15 protein-coding genes and 1 pseudogene are annotated in these 17,603 nt (G+C 35.4%); 5 read left to right on the top strand and 11 right to left on the bottom strand.

Annotation, left to right across the window (positions count from 1 at the left end; all coding sequences use genetic code 11):
- Positions 1 to 13 precede the first annotated feature (13 nt).
- Positions 14 to 370 carry a heavy-metal-associated domain-containing protein gene (locus tag DOS84_RS11090; RefSeq protein ID WP_111410186.1) on the top strand — a complete coding sequence of 119 codons (357 nt, stop codon included), beginning with the start codon at positions 14 to 16 and terminating at the stop codon, positions 368 to 370.
- Positions 370 to 2,025, top strand: coding sequence for a mercury(II) reductase (merA, locus tag DOS84_RS11085; protein ID WP_111410185.1), 1,656 nt, complete (start codon positions 370 to 372; stop codon positions 2,023 to 2,025). The genes DOS84_RS11090 and merA overlap by 1 nt, the downstream gene beginning before the upstream one ends.
- Before the next feature lie 131 nt (positions 2,026 to 2,156).
- Here the strand turns inward: merA and DOS84_RS19315 are convergent.
- The 4 genes and pseudogenes from DOS84_RS19315 to DOS84_RS11060 form a co-directional block, all read right to left on the bottom strand.
- Positions 2,157 to 2,255 (bottom strand): annotated as a pseudogene (locus tag DOS84_RS19315) (DUF4133 domain-containing protein); the annotation flags it as partial.
- Between the two features lie 416 nt (positions 2,256 to 2,671).
- Complete coding sequence (locus tag DOS84_RS11070; protein WP_481249176.1) at positions 2,672 to 3,229, bottom strand: conjugal transfer protein TraD; 558 nt, start codon at positions 3,227 to 3,229, stop codon at positions 2,672 to 2,674.
- A gap of 77 nt (positions 3,230 to 3,306) precedes the next feature.
- Positions 3,307 to 3,723, bottom strand: a complete 417-nt coding sequence (locus tag DOS84_RS11065; protein ID WP_024981707.1) for a DUF3408 domain-containing protein — start codon at positions 3,721 to 3,723, stop codon at positions 3,307 to 3,309.
- A gap of 4 nt (positions 3,724 to 3,727) precedes the next feature.
- Positions 3,728 to 4,495, bottom strand: a complete 768-nt coding sequence (locus DOS84_RS11060) for a ParA family protein (RefSeq protein ID WP_111410182.1) — start codon at positions 4,493 to 4,495, stop codon at positions 3,728 to 3,730.
- Positions 4,496 to 5,218: 723 nt separating this feature from the next.
- Between DOS84_RS11060 and mobA the strand changes: the two genes are divergently transcribed.
- Positions 5,219 to 5,650, top strand: coding sequence for a conjugal transfer protein MobA (gene mobA / locus DOS84_RS11055; RefSeq protein ID WP_100844412.1), 432 nt, complete (start codon positions 5,219 to 5,221; stop codon positions 5,648 to 5,650).
- Between the two features lie 7 nt (positions 5,651 to 5,657).
- Entirely contained in the window at positions 5,658 to 6,941 is a 1,284-nt protein-coding gene (gene mobB, locus DOS84_RS11050; protein ID WP_111410181.1) for a conjugal transfer protein MobB, read from the top strand.
- A gap of 27 nt (positions 6,942 to 6,968) precedes the next feature.
- Here mobB and DOS84_RS11045 read toward each other — a convergent pair whose 3' ends face one another.
- Positions 6,969 to 7,526: a hypothetical protein gene (locus DOS84_RS11045; protein WP_111410180.1), complete on the bottom strand. Its 558-nt coding sequence runs from the start codon at positions 7,524 to 7,526 to the stop codon at positions 6,969 to 6,971.
- Between the two features lie 207 nt (positions 7,527 to 7,733).
- Between DOS84_RS11045 and mobC the strand changes: the two genes are divergently transcribed.
- Positions 7,734 to 9,734, top strand: a complete 2,001-nt coding sequence (gene mobC, locus DOS84_RS11040; protein ID WP_111410179.1) for a conjugal transfer protein MobC — start codon at positions 7,734 to 7,736, stop codon at positions 9,732 to 9,734.
- A gap of 145 nt (positions 9,735 to 9,879) precedes the next feature.
- On the opposite strand, the gene DOS84_RS11035 is transcribed toward mobC, so the two are convergent.
- The 6 genes from DOS84_RS11035 to DOS84_RS11010 all read right to left on the bottom strand — a co-directional run bounded on the left by DOS84_RS11035 (position 9,880) and on the right by DOS84_RS11010 (position 17,577).
- Positions 9,880 to 12,123, bottom strand: a complete 2,244-nt coding sequence (locus tag DOS84_RS11035; protein WP_111410178.1) for a multicopper oxidase domain-containing protein — start codon at positions 12,121 to 12,123, stop codon at positions 9,880 to 9,882.
- An 11-nt stretch (positions 12,124 to 12,134) separates the two neighbouring features.
- Positions 12,135 to 12,740, bottom strand: coding sequence for a class I SAM-dependent methyltransferase (locus DOS84_RS11030; protein ID WP_111410177.1), 606 nt, complete (start codon positions 12,738 to 12,740; stop codon positions 12,135 to 12,137).
- A 9-nt stretch (positions 12,741 to 12,749) separates the two neighbouring features.
- Entirely contained in the window at positions 12,750 to 13,994 is a 1,245-nt protein-coding gene (locus tag DOS84_RS11025) for a hypothetical protein (protein ID WP_111410176.1), read from the bottom strand.
- A gap of 34 nt (positions 13,995 to 14,028) precedes the next feature.
- Positions 14,029 to 16,566, bottom strand: a complete 2,538-nt coding sequence (locus DOS84_RS11020) for a heavy metal translocating P-type ATPase (protein WP_111410175.1) — start codon at positions 16,564 to 16,566, stop codon at positions 14,029 to 14,031.
- A 78-nt stretch (positions 16,567 to 16,644) separates the two neighbouring features.
- On the bottom strand, positions 16,645 to 17,205 hold the full coding sequence (locus tag DOS84_RS11015) for a helix-turn-helix domain-containing protein (protein ID WP_100844404.1): 561 nt from the start codon (positions 17,203 to 17,205) through the stop codon (positions 16,645 to 16,647).
- An 81-nt stretch (positions 17,206 to 17,286) separates the two neighbouring features.
- Positions 17,287 to 17,577: a heavy metal-binding domain-containing protein gene (locus DOS84_RS11010; RefSeq protein WP_111410174.1), complete on the bottom strand. Its 291-nt coding sequence runs from the start codon at positions 17,575 to 17,577 to the stop codon at positions 17,287 to 17,289.
- Positions 17,578 to 17,603 lie beyond the last annotated feature (26 nt).

The raw sequence follows: 17,603 nt of genomic DNA, 5'->3' as shown, positions 1-17,603 counted from the left end.
AAATAATTACACAATGAAAAAGAATTTGATTTTATTGAGTGCTTTGTTCCTAATTGGAATTACTCAGGTCAATGCCCAATGTTGCAAACCGACTGACAGTAAAGTAAAAAAGGAAAACACAACACAACAAGAAGGTAAAACCGTGAAACTGAAAATCACGGGAATGACTTGTACAGGTTGTTCCAACCACATTTCAAATACCCTCAAAGAAGTGGACGGCATTATTGAACACAAAGTGAAATATCCGGGCGATTTGGCAACCATCCAATACGACCCAAAGAAAACAAATCCTGATACTATCATTAGGATAGTTGAAAAAATAGGCTATAAAGCTGAAATCATCAAAGAAACTCAAAAAAAGAAAGCGTAATGAACAAAGAAACCATAAAACTTGACATCGTAGGGATGACCTGCGACCATTGTGCCACAGGAATTGAAAAACTTCTTTCAAAAAATGAAGGAGTAACAGAAGCTAAGGTAGGCTATCCAAAATCCACTTGTGAATGTTCTTTTGACCCTTCAAAAACAAGCAGGGAAGAAATAATCAATACCATCAACGGTACAAAAAACTATCGTGTAAAAGGTGAAATCCCAGAAAATGGAAACAGTGGGAATAATCACTTTGATTTAATAATTATTGGTGGTGGTTCGGCTGCATTTTCGGCAGCTATCAAAGCAGAGAGTTTGGGGCTGACTACCTTAATGGTAAACGGTGGTTTGGGCTTTGGCGGTACTTGTGTCAATGTGGGTTGCGTGCCTTCTAAAAACCTAATTCGTGCAGGCGAAACGGCTTATCACGCTACCCATTCCAACTTTGAAGGTATTAAACCCAAAGGAGTTGATATTGATTTTGCACAAGTTATTAAAGACAAGAAAAAATTAGTTGCCACACTTCAAGGAAAAAAATATATGGATGTGGTAAGCGATTTTGAAAACCTAAAAATGATTACAGGTTGGGCGGAGTTTAAGGACAACAAAACAATTGTTGTTGATGGAAAAACAGAATATACTTCCTTGAAATTTATCATTGCAACTGGTGCTACTACCAATATTCCAAACATTGAAGGATTAAATGAAATTGGCTACTTGACCAATGTTTCGCTTTTTGATTTAGAAGAAAAGCCCGAAAGCATCACTATTATGGGAGCAGGTTACATTGGTTTGGAAATAGCTATGGCATATAATCGTTTAGGCGTTAAAGTTCGTATCATAGAATTTACAGACCGAGTTTTGCGAACACAAACACCTGACATCAGCGAAGTATTGGAAAACCAAATGCGAAATGAAGGCATTGAAATTTTACCCAATTTCAGAGCTGTTAAATTTGAGAAACAAGGAAACGAAACGATTATTCATTGTAAATGTCCTGACGGTTCGTTTACACAAATCATAGAAAAAGGAAAAATAGTAGTTGCGTCAGGAACAAAACCCAATACACAAAAACTAGGATTGCAAAACATCGGTTTAGCATTGAACAAAACGGGACATATCTCGGTAAACGAAAAAATGGAAACTAATTTGCAAAACATTTATGCCGTAGGCGATGTAACCAATACACCTGCTTTTGTTTATACAGCCGCTTTTGAAGGAAAAATTGCCGTAGAAAATGCTTTTTCTGGAGCAGAAAATAAAGCAGATTACACTTCTTTGCCATGGGTAGTATTTACCGACCCACAAGTTGCAGGTGCCGGTTTGGATGAAGTACAAGCAGAACAACAAAATATTCCGTTTGAAGTTTCTAAAATAGAATTGAAAGATGTGCCGAGAGCCATTGCAGCAAATGACACAAGAGGTTTTATAAAACTTATTCGCAACACCGAGACAGACAAACTAATAGGAGCTAGAATAGTAGCACCAGAGGGCGGAGAACTTATTCAACAATTAAGTATGGCTATAAAATACGGAATAACAGTAAAGGACTTAGCTGAGAGTTTTTATCCATATTTGACATTAGGAGAAGGAATAAAATTAGCAGCTATCACATTCGGAAAAGACGCTTCAAAGTTGAGTTGTTGTGCAAGTTGATATTTATATAAGTCTGATATCTAAAAAAAAATAGCACTGTAAGATTTACGTATTTATAATCTACCCGAATATAAGGAGAGGCTGTCTTGACTTTTCAGATAGCCTCTCCAATTAAAATGACCAGGATGTGTCCCTAGTAGTCCGCCAGCGAAAATAAATATATATTGTGTTTTCAGCCCTTCAAATTCCACCGTTTTTCCGATGCCTTTGTTGATATTGTAATTAGTCATATGACAAAGAATTAAAGGAAGAATGGTTGCAGTTTCGAAGAGACCGACCACAGCTCCAATGGCTTAGATGAGCTATGTGTGGGGTCGAAATAAGACGTCACCATTTGGGTAGCCACTTGATACCTGCCGAACCGTTTTCCTGTGCGAACACACCAATTCCTGGCAGCATTGCCACGGCTGCCAGCAAAACTTTTTTTCTCTGTTTTTCCATAATTGAAACACATTAATTTGTTATTGTTAACCCGCACCTTGCGGACTTTCGGGACAAAGATGTTTCAGAAATCAGGGTGCTATAATAAAGTGGCATTCAAAGGAATGATTTGGCAGTGAGTGGTTTGTAGTGAGTGTTTATGCATAAAAAACACCAAACTTTTACCGTTTGGTGTTTTAATTTTTGAGGGTTTTATGAGCGAGTTTCATACAAACTCCCCAATATCAAACTCCTCCAAATCATTTTTCCGCAAAGTGGAAGAACCAGCATCCGCATCAGAAGTAAGACTACTGTCTAATAGCTCGGCTATTTTACGGGAAGCATTTTCTATGGAATTTTCCAGTAGGCTGAATAATTCGGTTCCCTGTATTTTCTGAACTATAGCAACCGCTGTTTCCTTTTGAGATTGCTCCAAATTTTCTTTTTGCAGCAACATCCCCACGGAACTTAATTCTTCAAAGGTAACCCCTTGGGCAAAACCGTTATTCCCACCAGATATTCCGTACCTGTTCCATTCTACTTCCTCTTCCTCAAAATCAGGCATATTTCCAAAAACTTCATCCAGTTCTTCCTGCGGAATTTGTATATCGACATCTACCTCGTCGATTTCAATATCAAAATTATTCATTTCATGTTTCCGCTTTTTACTTTGGCTTTCGATAGCACTTTTTGGCACTGAAAGGCTCCTCATTGACTTTGGCTGCCCCATAATATCGGGTAACTTCGGATTAGGTTTTCCATGCTTTGTTTTTTGTTCTGTCATTTTTCTGATAACGATCTTATCCTCCAGGAGTAGCACAATAACAATGAGCAGGCATATTACAATTAGTGTTTCCATAATTATAAAATAGGTTTGTATTTATCATTAAAAGTTGTGATAATCTGCTCTCCAAACTCCTGAAAATGATATTCAAGAAGATTGTCTAAGTAGGCATAAATGGTTATTTTATCTTCGCCTATTACCTGTACAATCCGTGAGAGTTTCTCATGGAAATCCGGTCGGATATATACCGTTTTACCATCACGGGCATTGGTGTCTGGCCTTTTGAAAAATATGCTTTCATAATCCTGATCATTTATTTTTTTTCCTCTGTTCCGTTCCTTCGCTAAAGGCTTTTCCTGAAATGGTTTTATCGGAGCTTTGCGTTCTTCCAGCGGAAGTTCCAATCCTTCCTTTTTTACTCCATCTACCATCAGATTCATCATTAACTCTTCGTTGATTTCGGGAATTGCTTTTTTCTTATTGTCTTTTTCCATACTATTACAATTGAACGATTCTTAAAAATTCCGTCATAAACTGGTCTAAGCGGCAAGCATTCATCAACCGTTCATCGGGAGGCATTAAAGTTGATCGAAAAACAGTTTTGGCATTGGCTTCACTCTCCTTGCGGAAACGTGTGCTGTTCATAATCTGACATTGCATTAGACTTAAGTCCAACTCATCAATAAGTTTATTATAAACATCGTACAAGGGCGAGCGTTCACGACCATCTACCTGATTCCAAAACAGATTAATGGTTTCAATGGAGGTTTCTCCTTTTTTCATAATAACATCCTTCATCAGCTGGGTAAAAATGAGTGTACTTTCCATAACTACACGATCTGCTACAATAGGCGTGAAAATATGGTGCATCCCCGCCAGAGCTTTCAAAATACCGGGAGTGTTTACTGTTCCCGGAAGGTCAAAAAAGATAAAATCAACCGGAACGGAAGTGGATTCTAAAAAATCATGCGCAGCCTCCAATACACCTTCTGCTTTATGCTGAATGATCGGATAAGCTTTTTTGTTAATAGTCGTAAATTGTTTGAATGCCACCCGTTTTAAAAACTCATTTTCCATCACCATAGCCAAATCACGAGTCTTCATTTTCATTAAACTATGTTGTGGAAAATCAGCATCGAATACGGCTACATTGTAGCCAAGACGATAATGTAGTGTACTGGCCGCAAGTGCCGTAAAGGTGGTTTTGCCTACACCTCCCTTTTGGGAAGAAAAAGCAATGAATACTGTTTTGTGTTCTGTTTTCATTTTTAACTCTATTTAATTATTCACTTATATCTCTACATAGATAGATACTTATCAACTATCGCCCATACATATGTAATTTTGTAGATAGTTATATAGCCACTTAAGCACGTATTACACTACTTGAATACTGACATATGTACATCTGTCTTTAGGTAGGTATACAAATAAATTTGCATTATCAGACCTATTTGTGTACAAACTCAGATCTGTAAATCTGCACTTATGCAACTATGTAATTTTATATCCTCATCTGCATCTATCCACACCCTTACGCTTGTATATACATAGGCGACTAAATACATAATTGAGAAACTACGTACCAACATAATTATCTGTTTACATCCGCTTGCAGGCACAAAGAAATGTAGATATATACGTCCTTATTTTAAAGTGGTACGAATTGGCGCTCATTGACACTGTTTGGCACTACGACACTGTGCAACACTCTACTTAAGAGAAGTTTACTTTGTAAAATGATTTTTATTAATGGATTTATGCAAGAGCACTTCGATAGATCAGATTATAAAGTGAACGACCCGAAGCCGTTTTTCCCTGCTTTATTTAATCCGTCCCGCAGGGCGGATTTTTGTGTTCGCCAGAACACGGCAAGTTGTGTTTTGAGGCACTCCAAACTCCGTTCGTGCCTCAAAACAACTTGCCCTGCCGGGAGCTGAAAACCCTTCCGAAGTCAGGATTTTTGTTGAAGTTAAAAATGGATTAGTGATGAACGAAAACAGTAATAAAAAACAGAATAAAGGCGGACGAACTCCGAAGAACGATCCGAGTATTCACCGCCACGTTTTTCGTCTTACGGACGAAGAAAATATCAAATTATTATCTCTTTTTGAAGCATCGGGAATGACCAATAAAGCAAAATTTATCATTTTCGTATTGTTTGGAAGGGAAATTAAAACGGTTAAAATAGACAAAGCTGTGTTGGATTTTTATATGAGGCTAACCTCTTTTCACAACCAGTTCCGCTCTATTGGCGTGAATTACAATCAAATTGTAAAACTACTTTATCGCAATTTTTCAGAGAAAAAAGCGGCAGCTTATCTCTACAAATTGGAAAAGCAAACGGCTGAAATGGCAGTGTTATGTCAAAAAATAATCCAGCTCACAGAAGAATTTGAAGCCAAACATTTGAAAAAATAGTACTGAAATGATAGCAAAAATCGGAAGAGGAAGCAATTTATATGGTGCATTGGCATACAATCAACTCAAAGTGGAAAAAGAAAACGGGCAAATTCTATTTACTAACAGAATAATAGAAACACCTAATGGACAGTATTCCGTTGCTCAGTTGGTTCGCTCTTTTGAACCTTATCTGATTGCCAACCGTAATACCGAAAAGCAAACTTTGCATATTTCTCTTAATCCTGACCCAAAGGATAATGTAAGTGATGAAAAGTTCAAACTAATAGCTCAGGAGTATATGCAGGAAATGGGTTATGGGGAACAACCTTTTGTAGTATTCAAGCATACGGATATTGATCGCACCCATATTCATATTGTATCAGTTTGTGTGGATGAAGAAGGCAAAAAGATTTCGGATAAGTTCGAAAAAAGACGATCTATGAATGTATGTCGTGAACTCGAAAGTAAATACGGACTTCTATCAGCTACAGAGAAAGAGCACAAGCAAAATGATAATATTTTCCATCCTGTGAATTACCAAATAGGAGATATAAAAAGCCAGATTGCTTCGGTTGTCCGTCACCTAACTAAGTATTATAAGTTCCAGACACTGGGAGAATACAATGCACTGCTTTCCCTTTTTAATATTACTATTGAAAAAGTAGAGGGAGAATTGCAGGGGAAAATTCGCCAAGGCTTATTGTACATTCCTTTAAATGAAAAAGGAGAAAGAGCTGGACATCCGTTCAAGGCTTCCTTATTCGGAAAGAATGCAGGGCTACCGACTTTGGAATTACATTTTGCAAAAAGCAAAGAGGCTTTGAAAGACCACCCGACAAAGCCAACCATTAAAGCTACTGTTACCATTGCCCTGCAATCAACAAGTGATGAGCAGGCTTTTAAAAAGCGATTAGGCGAACAGGGCATTAACGTAGTGGTACGAAGAAATGACACAGGACGTATTTACGGAATAACTTTTATAGACCATAATTCTAAAGCAATTTGGAACGGTTCACGTTTGGGCAAAGAACTTTCTGCCAATACCTTTAATGATTATTGGAACCATAATATCAAACCCGACATTAAAAAGCCAGTTGAACTACAATCTAAAATATCAAAACCAAATGATACAGATCTTCCTGTAGAACAACCACATCATTTGTTCGACTTCCTTGATACTGATAAGCACAAGGACAGTTTGATCGAAACATTTAGTGGCTTACTTCCCGAAGCAAAGGGAGAAGATTACGAAGAACAGGATTTTGCCAATAAGATGAAAAAGAAGAGAAAACGTAAAAGAGGTCAGTAGGTTTTGTTGTTTATTTTGAACTCATGATTATAAAGACACTTTCAATCCCAAAGCATAGCTCCAGTACAAAATCTTCGGAACAGTTGGCGTCTTGAACTGATAAATACCATAAACATATAATGAAAAAAGTATAAATGCTCCCCAACTCAATCCAATACACAATAAACCTTGTCGTTCTGTTAGATTGAACATACCAGCAACGAATGATTTTACTATAAATGCGGGAATAATACAGCATATTAACACACAGATTACCCACGGTAATATCCATAATTTCCTCTTCTTTGCCTGCAAGCCAATGATAGTTCCTTTAAAGAAATAAATAATGCAGAAAATAAGGTAGGTAAATAATAAGGAGAAACTCCAAATTTTAAATTTGTCGGTTTCCTCTCCCCAGAACTTTTGAGACAGTAAAAATCCGACATAAAAAAACATACCGAAAATAGCAGTTATTTTTAAGACAAAAATAAAACCCTCAACGACCATAAACATTAGCCCTGTAGCAGCCTCACTTTCTTCTCTTTTCCGGGCTTCATAGTCCTCTTCACTTTCTCCAGGATCAGCGTCAGGATTATTCCAATTCATATTATTTCCTTTAATATTGATTATCAAATTGATGAGTAAGTCAAAAAAATCAAGAGTTTAAATTTAATAAAAAAATCGTTATAAAATCTGAACTTGATTGGAACCAATTAACGCCAAACACTGTCACGCACCGCTAATGTCTGCCACTTTTTTATAGCCACTCTGCACATCCTTTAAATTAACGACCGAACATTTAATATTTGAAAAATGCAGGGAGAAGACGATTTAAGAGGTTTAGCCAAGATTATGGCATTTATGAGAGCGGTAAGTATACTGATTGTGCTGATGCACTTTTACTGGTTCTGTTATGGGTTCTTTTTAGAAAGAAGCTGGACACTGGAGGTAGTCAATAAAATATTGAGAAACTTTGATCGAACGGTGAGCCTGTTTTCCCATACGCTTTATACCAAAATATTTGCTTTGCTCTTGCTGGCTTTGAGTTGTTTGGGAACAAAAGGTGTCAAGAATGAAAAAATAACATGGTCTAAAATATATGTGACGTTGGGAATTGGGTTTGTGCTGTTTTTTCTGAACACACCTTTATTAAAACTGCCATTAAACATCGCTACATTTCTTTATATCCTTACCACAGGTTTGGGTTATATCTCGCTGATGGTAACAGGAGTTTGGATTAGCCGGCTGCTCCGTACCAACCTAATGGACGATGTATTCAATAATGAGAACGAAAGTTTTATGCAGGAAACCAAACTAATGGAAAACGAGTATTCCGTGAATCTGCCGACTAAGTTCTGGTACAATAAAAAACAGCATAATGGATGGATTAATATTGTAAACCCTTTTAGGGCAACCATTGTATTAGGTACACCCGGTTCAGGCAAATCCTATGCTGTTGTAAATAACTATATCAAACAGCATATTGAAAAAGGTTTTTCAATCTATATCTATGATTTTAAATTCGACGACCTTTCTACAATTGCCTATAACCATTTGCTAAAACATGCAAATAAATACAAGGTAAAACCGAAATTCTACATCATCAACTTTGACGACCCAAGAAAAAGCCACCGTTGCAACCCCATAAATCCTGATTTTATGACAGACATATCCGATGCTTATGAATCCGCTTACACTATTATGCTGAATCTTAACAGAAGCTGGATACAGAAACAGGGAGATTTCTTTGTAGAATCTCCAATTATTTTATTGGCTGCCATCATTTGGTATCTGAAAATCTATGAAAACGGCAAATACTGTACGTTTCCTCACGCCATTGAATTACTAAATAAAAAGTATTCGGACGTATTCACTATTCTAACTTCCTATTCTGATCTGGAAAACTATCTATCACCCTTTATGGACGCGTGGCAAGGCGGAGCACAAGACCAATTGCAGGGACAGATTGCATCAGCAAAAATCCCTTTATCAAGAATGATTAGTCCACAATTGTATTGGGTTATGACTGGAGATGATTTTTCACTAGACATAAACAACCCTAAAGAACCTAAAATTTTATGCGTAGGAAACAATCCAGATCGACAAAATATTTACTCTGCTGCGCTGGGATTGTACAATTCACGTATTGTAAAACTCATTAATAAAAAAGGACAATTAAAGAGTTCGGTTATTATAGATGAGCTGCCCACAATCTACTTTAGAGGACTGGATAATCTGATTGCAACAGCAAGAAGCAATAAGGTTGCAGTATGTCTCGGCTTTCAGGATTTTTCGCAATTAACCCGTGATTATGGCGACAAAGAAAGCAAGGTAATTCAGAATACTGTAGGTAATATTTTCAGTGGTCAAGTAGTTGGTGAAACTGCCAAAAACCTTTCGGAGCGTTTTGGAAAAGTATTGCAGAAAAGACAAAGTTTATCAATCAACCGTAATGATACCTCGACATCAATTTCTACTCAATTGGACAGCCTCATTCCTGCATCTAAAATATCTACATTGACACAAGGTATCTTTGTGGGAGCAGTTTCGGATAATTTTGACGAACGTATCGAGCAGAAAATATTCCATGCTGAAATTCTTGTCGACAATGAAAAAGTAGCTGCTGAAACCAAAGCATATCAAAAGATACCAGAGATTTTATCATTTGTAACGAAGAATGGAGAAGACAATATGAAACAGGAAATAGAGGCCAATTACCGCCAGATAAAACAGGATATTGTTCAGATTATTGAAACTGAATTGGAGCGTATTAAAAATGATCCTGATTTAGAATACCTGATTAAAAAGAGATAATAAAAAAAGATATCCATTCAAGCAATTCGCAAAACAAAAAACTGAAAATTATAAGATTTTCGAGATTTTGACGCCATTTGGGCGTGTTATCCTAGTTTCAATTTGATTATCCTAGAAACTAAGAAGCTCTATATGCTTAATTGAATTAATAATTCAAACTTACTCCAATACCCCAACCCATGTCGCTATCATAGTGTGTTGTCAGTCCCATATTTTTTCCTAGAATATATCGTAAACCTGCCATATATTCATAATCCGTATTCCACATTAAATTCATTCTTAATCGTTTTGAAATAGGAATATCTTTTCGTTCAAATTGTATTCTAAAATAACCTCCCGTAAATATTTCTGCTTGTGCTACAATTAACAATGGTAAAGTATAATTTACACCAACACTTAAAAAATGCCGATTATCCTTTGTATTTGTTTGTCCGAACATATTTTTTTCAACTTCACCATCAGGCATTACTCTGTAACGCCAATCAAAACCAACAAACGGCATCAACCATTGCATTTTGCCAATGTATCTTCCAATATGGGTTTCGGTTTCGTAACCGTGCATATCATTATATCCTAATCTCCATTCTGTTCCAATGCTCCAACGAGTACTTTGGTACATTGCTTCTCCATCGTTACCATTTGTTGCAAAATCATTTTCTGCCATAAAATGAAATTTCCTGTCGTCTGCAAACAATTTACGTTGTGCAAGTTTTGGGTTTGGGATTTCGGGATTTGGTGCTTGGTTTTCATAACTGAAAACTCTGCCCATTCCGCTCATCATATGGTACAAGATATGACAATGAAAAAACCAATCACCTTTTACATTTGCATTAAATTCCAAGGTATCGGTTTCCATTGGCATAATGTCCACAATGTTTTTTAATGGTGCATAATCGCCTTGACCATTCAATAATCTGAAATCGTGCCCGTGTAAGTGCATTGGGTGTCGCATCATCGAATTATTATAAATTGTAATGCGGACATTTTCACCTTCTTTAATTAAAATTTTATCAGCTTCTGAGACAACTTTGTTATCTAAACTCCAAACATAGCGGTTCATATTTCCTGTGAGTTCAAATTTTAACTCTTTTACTGGAGCATCTTTTGGGAGTGTAGTTTTAGTTGGCGATTTCAGCATTGCATAATTTAAGGTTGTAATATCCGAAAGAGCATTACTGTTATAATCGGCTTCGGTCATTTTCATATCCACCATTTTTTTATCGGCTTTCTTTTTTTGTTCACCTGTAATTTCCGGGTACATCACCACGTTCATATCCATTTGATTGAGACTCATTTGCATTCCCATATCGTCAAGGTCGCCGTTCATTTTCATCATTCCGTTCATCATTTTCATCCCTTCAAAATATTTAAGCTTAGGAAGAGGCTCTATAAGTTGTTTGATACCATCGCCAATAAAATAAGAGGCTGAATATAATCTATCTTCGGTGGTAGCCAAAAATTCGTAAGCCGTTTTATCCGCAGGAATAGTCACAACTACATCGTAAGTTTCAGAAACTCCAACAATTAATCTATCGACTTCTACTGGTTCGACATCGTTACCATCGTTTGCAACAACGGTAATTTTACCTCCTGCATAGGTAAGCCAAAAATAGGAAGATGCCCCACCGTTGGAAATTCTCAAACGAACTTTATCACCTCCTTTTAAAGGTTTGCCATCAATACTTTTAACGTCCGTACTTTGCTTACCATTCATGAGGATTTTATCATAAAATACATCGCTTACATCCATTGCATTCATCCGCTTCCACTCGTTTTTTACTTTTACACCAAAATACCCTTGCTTTATAGCTTCTGTGTAACTTTGGGTTGTTCCTTTTTTTATTGCTGGATAATCGTTTGCGTTATGCAACATCCGGTGTACGTTTTCCGGTTTAATATCCGTCCATTCGCTCAAAACAATTGGAACGGTTGGTAAATCATCAATTCCATTTCTAAAAGTTGGGTCAGTCGTTATTTTGAGCATTACAAAATTTCCATACATTCCGATTTGTTCTTGTAATCCTGTGTGACTGTGATACCAATGTGTGCCGTGTTGTATTATTGGAAATTTATACAAATGTGTAGTATGAGGTTTTATTGGCATTTGTGTCAAATTCGGTACACCATCTTCTTTGTTGGGTAAAAATAAGCCGTGCCAATGTAAAGAAGTATCTTCATTTAACTCATTATGCACATAAATTTCTGCAATGTCGCCTTCAGTAAATGTTAAAGTAGGCATTGGTATTTGTCCGTTTACGGCAATGGCTCTTTTTGGTTTGCCTGTAAAGTTTACAATTGTATCTCGAACATATAAATCGTAGCGAACGATTTTTTGGGCTGATGCACTCAACACAAGAAATAATAGTATAATTGATAATTTTAATTTCATTATTTGATTTTTTAAATTCTTTTAAAAATACAAAACACAAAATTTTGCACTGTATTGAATGGTGTTTGATGGTCTTGATAAAAGCTGTCAATAATTTTAAATTTATCCGAAAATAAACCAACTAAATCTCGAATGGTATATTGTTTAATTTCTAATCCACTGCATTTTAATGGTCCATTATTAGAGAAAGTAGCCATTATTAAATAATTACTTGCATAGTTTTGAACAAGTGTTTTATACTTTTCAATTTGTTCCTTTTCAGTGAGAAAATGAAAGGTTGCTCTGTCGTGCCAAATATCATACGTTTCTTCGGGTTGAAATTCTGTAATATCGGAAACAATCCATTTCACTTTTTCGGATAATTTACCTAATCGGAATTTGGCTTTTTCAATAGCTTTTTCAGAAATATCCAAAACTGTAATATTCTCAAAACCTTGTTCTAAAAGATAATCTACCAAGTTACTGTCTCCTCCTCCGATATCTATAATTTTGGCTGTTTTGGGTAATTTGCAATTTGCAATTAATTGCAAAGAAGTTTCAGGTTTTTCTTGAGTCCAACTTACTTCGTTAGGCAGTTTCGTATCGTACACGTTTTCCCAATGTGTTTTATTTTTCATAGTTATTTTTTAAATTGATTTTGCGATTTTTTCCATAATAGAATGGTCAGTTCCAAACTTGCAAATCGCATCACAATTCGCCCTTAATTCTGAAAACAGTATGTATTTGATGTTCATTTTTGAGTTTTTTATAACTGGTCGGTTGAGTTGTTGAATAACATCTTTCTCCCGACTGTCTGGAATAATAATATAAAAGACTTCTTCTCCATTAGAAATACTAAAATACAAATCGGATAAACGTAATATTCCCGAATAGATACTAGTGCTTTTTTCGACTTCAAATGCTCCAATAATTTTGTTACTTCCTTTTTGAAACCATAAAACATCGATTAGTTTTATGGTATTTTGTGTGTCTTTATCTGTGTGAAGTTCTGGAAATTTATTTATTGATATAAATGAAAAACTTTGTCCACCAAACGATTTGCTCTTATCATTACTCGCTGGTGTTACATCAAAACCCAATGAAACTCCAATTTTTAATAAATGATATTGCATTTCGTTATGAAGATTTTCTGCTAACTTTTCTTCTTGGATTTCTTTTTGGCGTTTTAAGATGTTCTTTTCAAATTTATTGCGTTCTTCTTCGCTTAAATATTCATCGTTCCCAATAAGCATTTTTTGTGTTCCAATTTCAAAACATAATCCCGCAATGGCTCCTAAATCATTTGATAATTCAGATTTATGTTTACTGTTAGTTTCGATTAAAGTTTCTCTTATTTTTAAATATTCTGTCCAACTGCCTAATTTCTTTTTGTCTTTGTATATAAAATTAAATCCATTAAGAATGGCCGTATTGAATGGAGGAAACCAAGTTGGATGCAAAAAATATAAAATACTTGCAACAGCCGGGCCAAGACCTTTTATTTTTAATTCATCCAATTTTACAATTTCTTTTACTACTTGTTCTTCCGTTTTGGCATTAATGCAGTTTTCGAGAAATTGACCAAAAGCAATTTTATTGTTTTGGTTTTCGTAAATATCTGGAATTCTTAATTTTGGTTTCCAATAAAAAGGATGTGCTACGCCAACAAAGACTTGTTTTTGTTCTGCTATACAACTTAATACAAATTCTAAACTACTGCCTTTAAAATCATTTGGAAACGATTTGTTTTTAATATCCTCAATAACTTGTAAAACACCTCGCCGAATAGTCCTAAATGCTTTTAATCGTTGGTCGTTATCTACAAACCAAGTGTTGTAAACACTTTCGGTATCAACTTTGTATTGTTGGATTATTTGAGTAAGGTTGTTCATTTTTTATACAGCTATAAATTATTTCTAATGCTTTTTATAATTTCAAACTTCTTAATCGCAAAGCATTTACAATTACAGAAACCGAGCTAAAACTCATTGCTAAAGCTGCAATCATTGGCGATAATAAAACTCCAAAAAATGGATACAAAACTCCCGCTGCAATTGGAACTCCTAAAACATTATAGAAGAAAGCAAAAAATAAGTTTTGTTTGATGTTTCGCATTACAGCGTGGCTCAAATTCTTGGCTTTTACGATACCTAGCAAATCGCCTTTTACTAGAGTTATTTTAGCACTTTCTATAGCTACGTCTGTTCCTGTTCCCATTGCAATTCCAATATTTGCTTGTGCCAATGCTGGAGCATCATTTATACCATCGCCTGCCATCGCCACAATTTTGCCTTCTGCTTGCAATTTTTTAATTTCTTTGAGTTTGTCTTCGGGTAAGCATCCTGCTTTATATGACGTCAACCCCAATTCATCAGCAACCGATTTAGCTGTGTTTTCATTGTCTCCAGTAAGCATTACTACTTCAACACCCTGACGCATTAACTCTTTAATGGCTACTGCACTTGATTCTTTAATGGCATCGAAAATTGATACAAAACCAACAGCAATACCATCAACAGCTATGTATGAAACCGTTTTACCTAATTTTTGTTCAGCAATAATTTTATTTTCTAAATCATCTGAAACGATTGCTTTGACTTGTTCCATTAGTTTTTTATTTCCTAATACTACTTTTTTAGCGTCAACAGTTCCAATAACTCCTTTGCCTGCAATGGCTTCAAAATCTTTTACCTCGATTAATGAAACTGTTTTTGATTTAGCATAATTGACTACAGCTTGTGCTAATGGATGTTCGCTGTATTGGTTTAATGAAGCTATGTTTTTAAGCAAATTATTTTCTTCATTATTTGAAGAAAATATCTTCTCAACAGAAGGTTTCCCCTCGGTTATTGTTCCTGTTTTGTCAGTAATTAACACATTAACTTTATTCATGTTTTCTAAAGCTTCAGCATTTTTTATAAGTACACCAGATTGCGCACCTTTACCAACACCAACCATTACCGACATTGGCGTAGCTAATCCTAATGCACAAGGACAAGCAATAATTAATACCGCAATTGCATTAATGAATCCATAAACCAATGCTGGTTCTGGGCCAAATTTTGCCCAAACGAAAAATGTTATTGCGGAGATAATCACCACTACTGGCACAAAATATTTAGCGATACTGTCGGCTAATTTTTGAATTGGTGCTCTTGAACGACTGGCATCATTTACCATCTGCACTATTTGGGAAAGCAAAGTTTCTGAACCTACTTTTTCGGCAATCATTACAAAGGACTTGTTACCGTTTATGGTTCCGGCAATAACATTATCATCTTTCTTTTTGTCAACGGGTATTGGTTCGCCAGTAATCATAGCTTCATCAATACTACTTTCTCCATCGGTAATTTTTCCGTCAACTGGAATTTTATCTCCGGGTTTTACTCTCAGTAAATCACCTTTTTTGATATCATGAATAGAAATTACTTTGTCACCTCCATCTGCTACTAAAGTAGCCTCAGTTGGTGCCAATTTAAGTAATGCTTTAATAGCTCCGCTGGTTTGGCTGTGTGCTCTGGCTTCGAGTAGTTGCCCCAATAAAACTAAAGTCAGAATAACTGTTGTAGCCTCGAAGTACAGTAATACTGCCCCATGTTCTGTTTTAAATTCACTAGGAAAAATGTCTGGGAAAAACATGCCGACCAAACTAAATAAAAAAGCAACTCCAGTTCCTATACCGATAAGGGTAAACATATTCAAATTCCAAGTAATAATAGATTTGAAGGCACGAACAAAGAACATCCAACACGCATAAAAAACAACAGGAAGTGTCAGAATAAATTGTACCCAATTCCATTTTGTAGCATCCATTATTTTAAGTAATGGGTTGTTTGGCATCATTTCTATCATTGCGATAGCAAAAACAGGAACGGTAAAAATTACTGCCACTTTCATTTTCTTGACTAAATTTTTATAAGTTTTTTGGTCTTCACTATCACTAGGTTCCATCGGTACCAAATCCATTCCGCAAATAGGACACGAACCTGGTATTTCACTAATTACTTCAGGATGCATCGGACAAGTATATAAGGCTTTATTAACTGTTAAATCGGGTGCTTTTACTAAATCCATTCCACATACAGGACAGTCGCCTGCTTTGTCATATAGTTTTTCGCCTTCACAATGCATTGGACAGTAGTATTTTCCCTGAGCATTGCTTGGTATAACAGTTTCTTTTTTATGCTCATGAGAATGCGTAGAGCAGCAGGATTTTGCTGTAGTTTCATTAGCTGGTGCCTGTACTAGGATCTTGCCATTATTCATTTCTATGGTGTATTTCCCAACTGCTGTCAATGCTTCTTGTAACTGTGTTGTTGGAATATGTTTTTCCATAGTTATAGTTGCGATGGGTGGATTTAATGCAACTTTTGCCTCAACTCCTTCAATAGTATTCAATGCTTTTTCGACTTTAGAGCGACAACCATCGCAAGTCATACCGGTAATGCTGTAAGTATGTATCATCTTCTATATTATTTTAATACAAATTTCTATCATAATTGTTTTTTGCATTTGCACAATTTTGGGTATGATATGCAAGATTTACAAATCTTCTATTTGCTTTCTTTTAATGGTTTTTATGTTCTTGAAGTAAGTTGGCGAAAAGCCAGTTACTTTTTTGAATTGATTACTCAAATGCGAAACAGTACTATAATTTAAAGAGTAGGCAATTTGGCTTAAAGATAATTCATCATAAATAATCAATTCTTTTACTTTCTCAATTTTCTGATTGATGAAATACTTCTCTATAGTAGTATTTTCAACTTCCGAAAACAGATTACTCAAGGTGTTATAGTCTTGATGGAGTTCTTGTGAAATATAACTGGATAAGTTACTTTTCAAATCATTGTTTTTATTTTGAACCAAATCAATAATCAATGTTTTAATCTTATCGATTGTTTTACTTTTCTTATTGTCAATTAAATCAAAGCCAATTGCACGAAGTTTTTTTAACAATTCGCTTTTTTGATTTTCGTTAATATCACTTTTCAATTCAACTTCCCCTAACTCAACTGAAAAAGGATTAATTCCCATACTTTCAAATACAGACTTTACTACCATTTTACAACGGCCGCATACCATATTTTTGATATAAATTTTCATAGTAAACAGGTTTAATTAATATAAACTAACCCTGCTAAGTTCATAACAAGGTTAATTATAGTTTCTTCCCCAAATTAGGTGTTATTTGTTTTCTTCTTTTTTCTCAGGAACAAGTTCTGTTAATTTCATCCCACATTTTGAACATTTGTCATTCAGTTTTCCTTGCACTTCCGGGTGCATTGGGCATGCATACATTTTTTCATGATTTTTCATTGTACTGTTTTTGTCGTTTATCGTTATACTGTCATTATCCATCATTGTACTATCGTTGCTCATCATATTAGAATGATCCGTTGAAGCTTCTTTGTTTTTTTGGTTACAGGAAACCAATACAAATACCATTACTATGGCTGAAAAGATTATTTTTTTCATTTTATCGGATTTTAATTTACAGATTA

It is taken from the genome of Flavobacterium aquariorum (genome assembly GCF_003254745.1).
Lineage (GTDB): Bacteria > Bacteroidota > Bacteroidia > Flavobacteriales > Flavobacteriaceae > Flavobacterium > Flavobacterium aquariorum.
The sequence above is the reverse complement of the archived record's forward strand: the minus strand, read 5'-3'. Positions and strand labels throughout refer to the sequence as shown.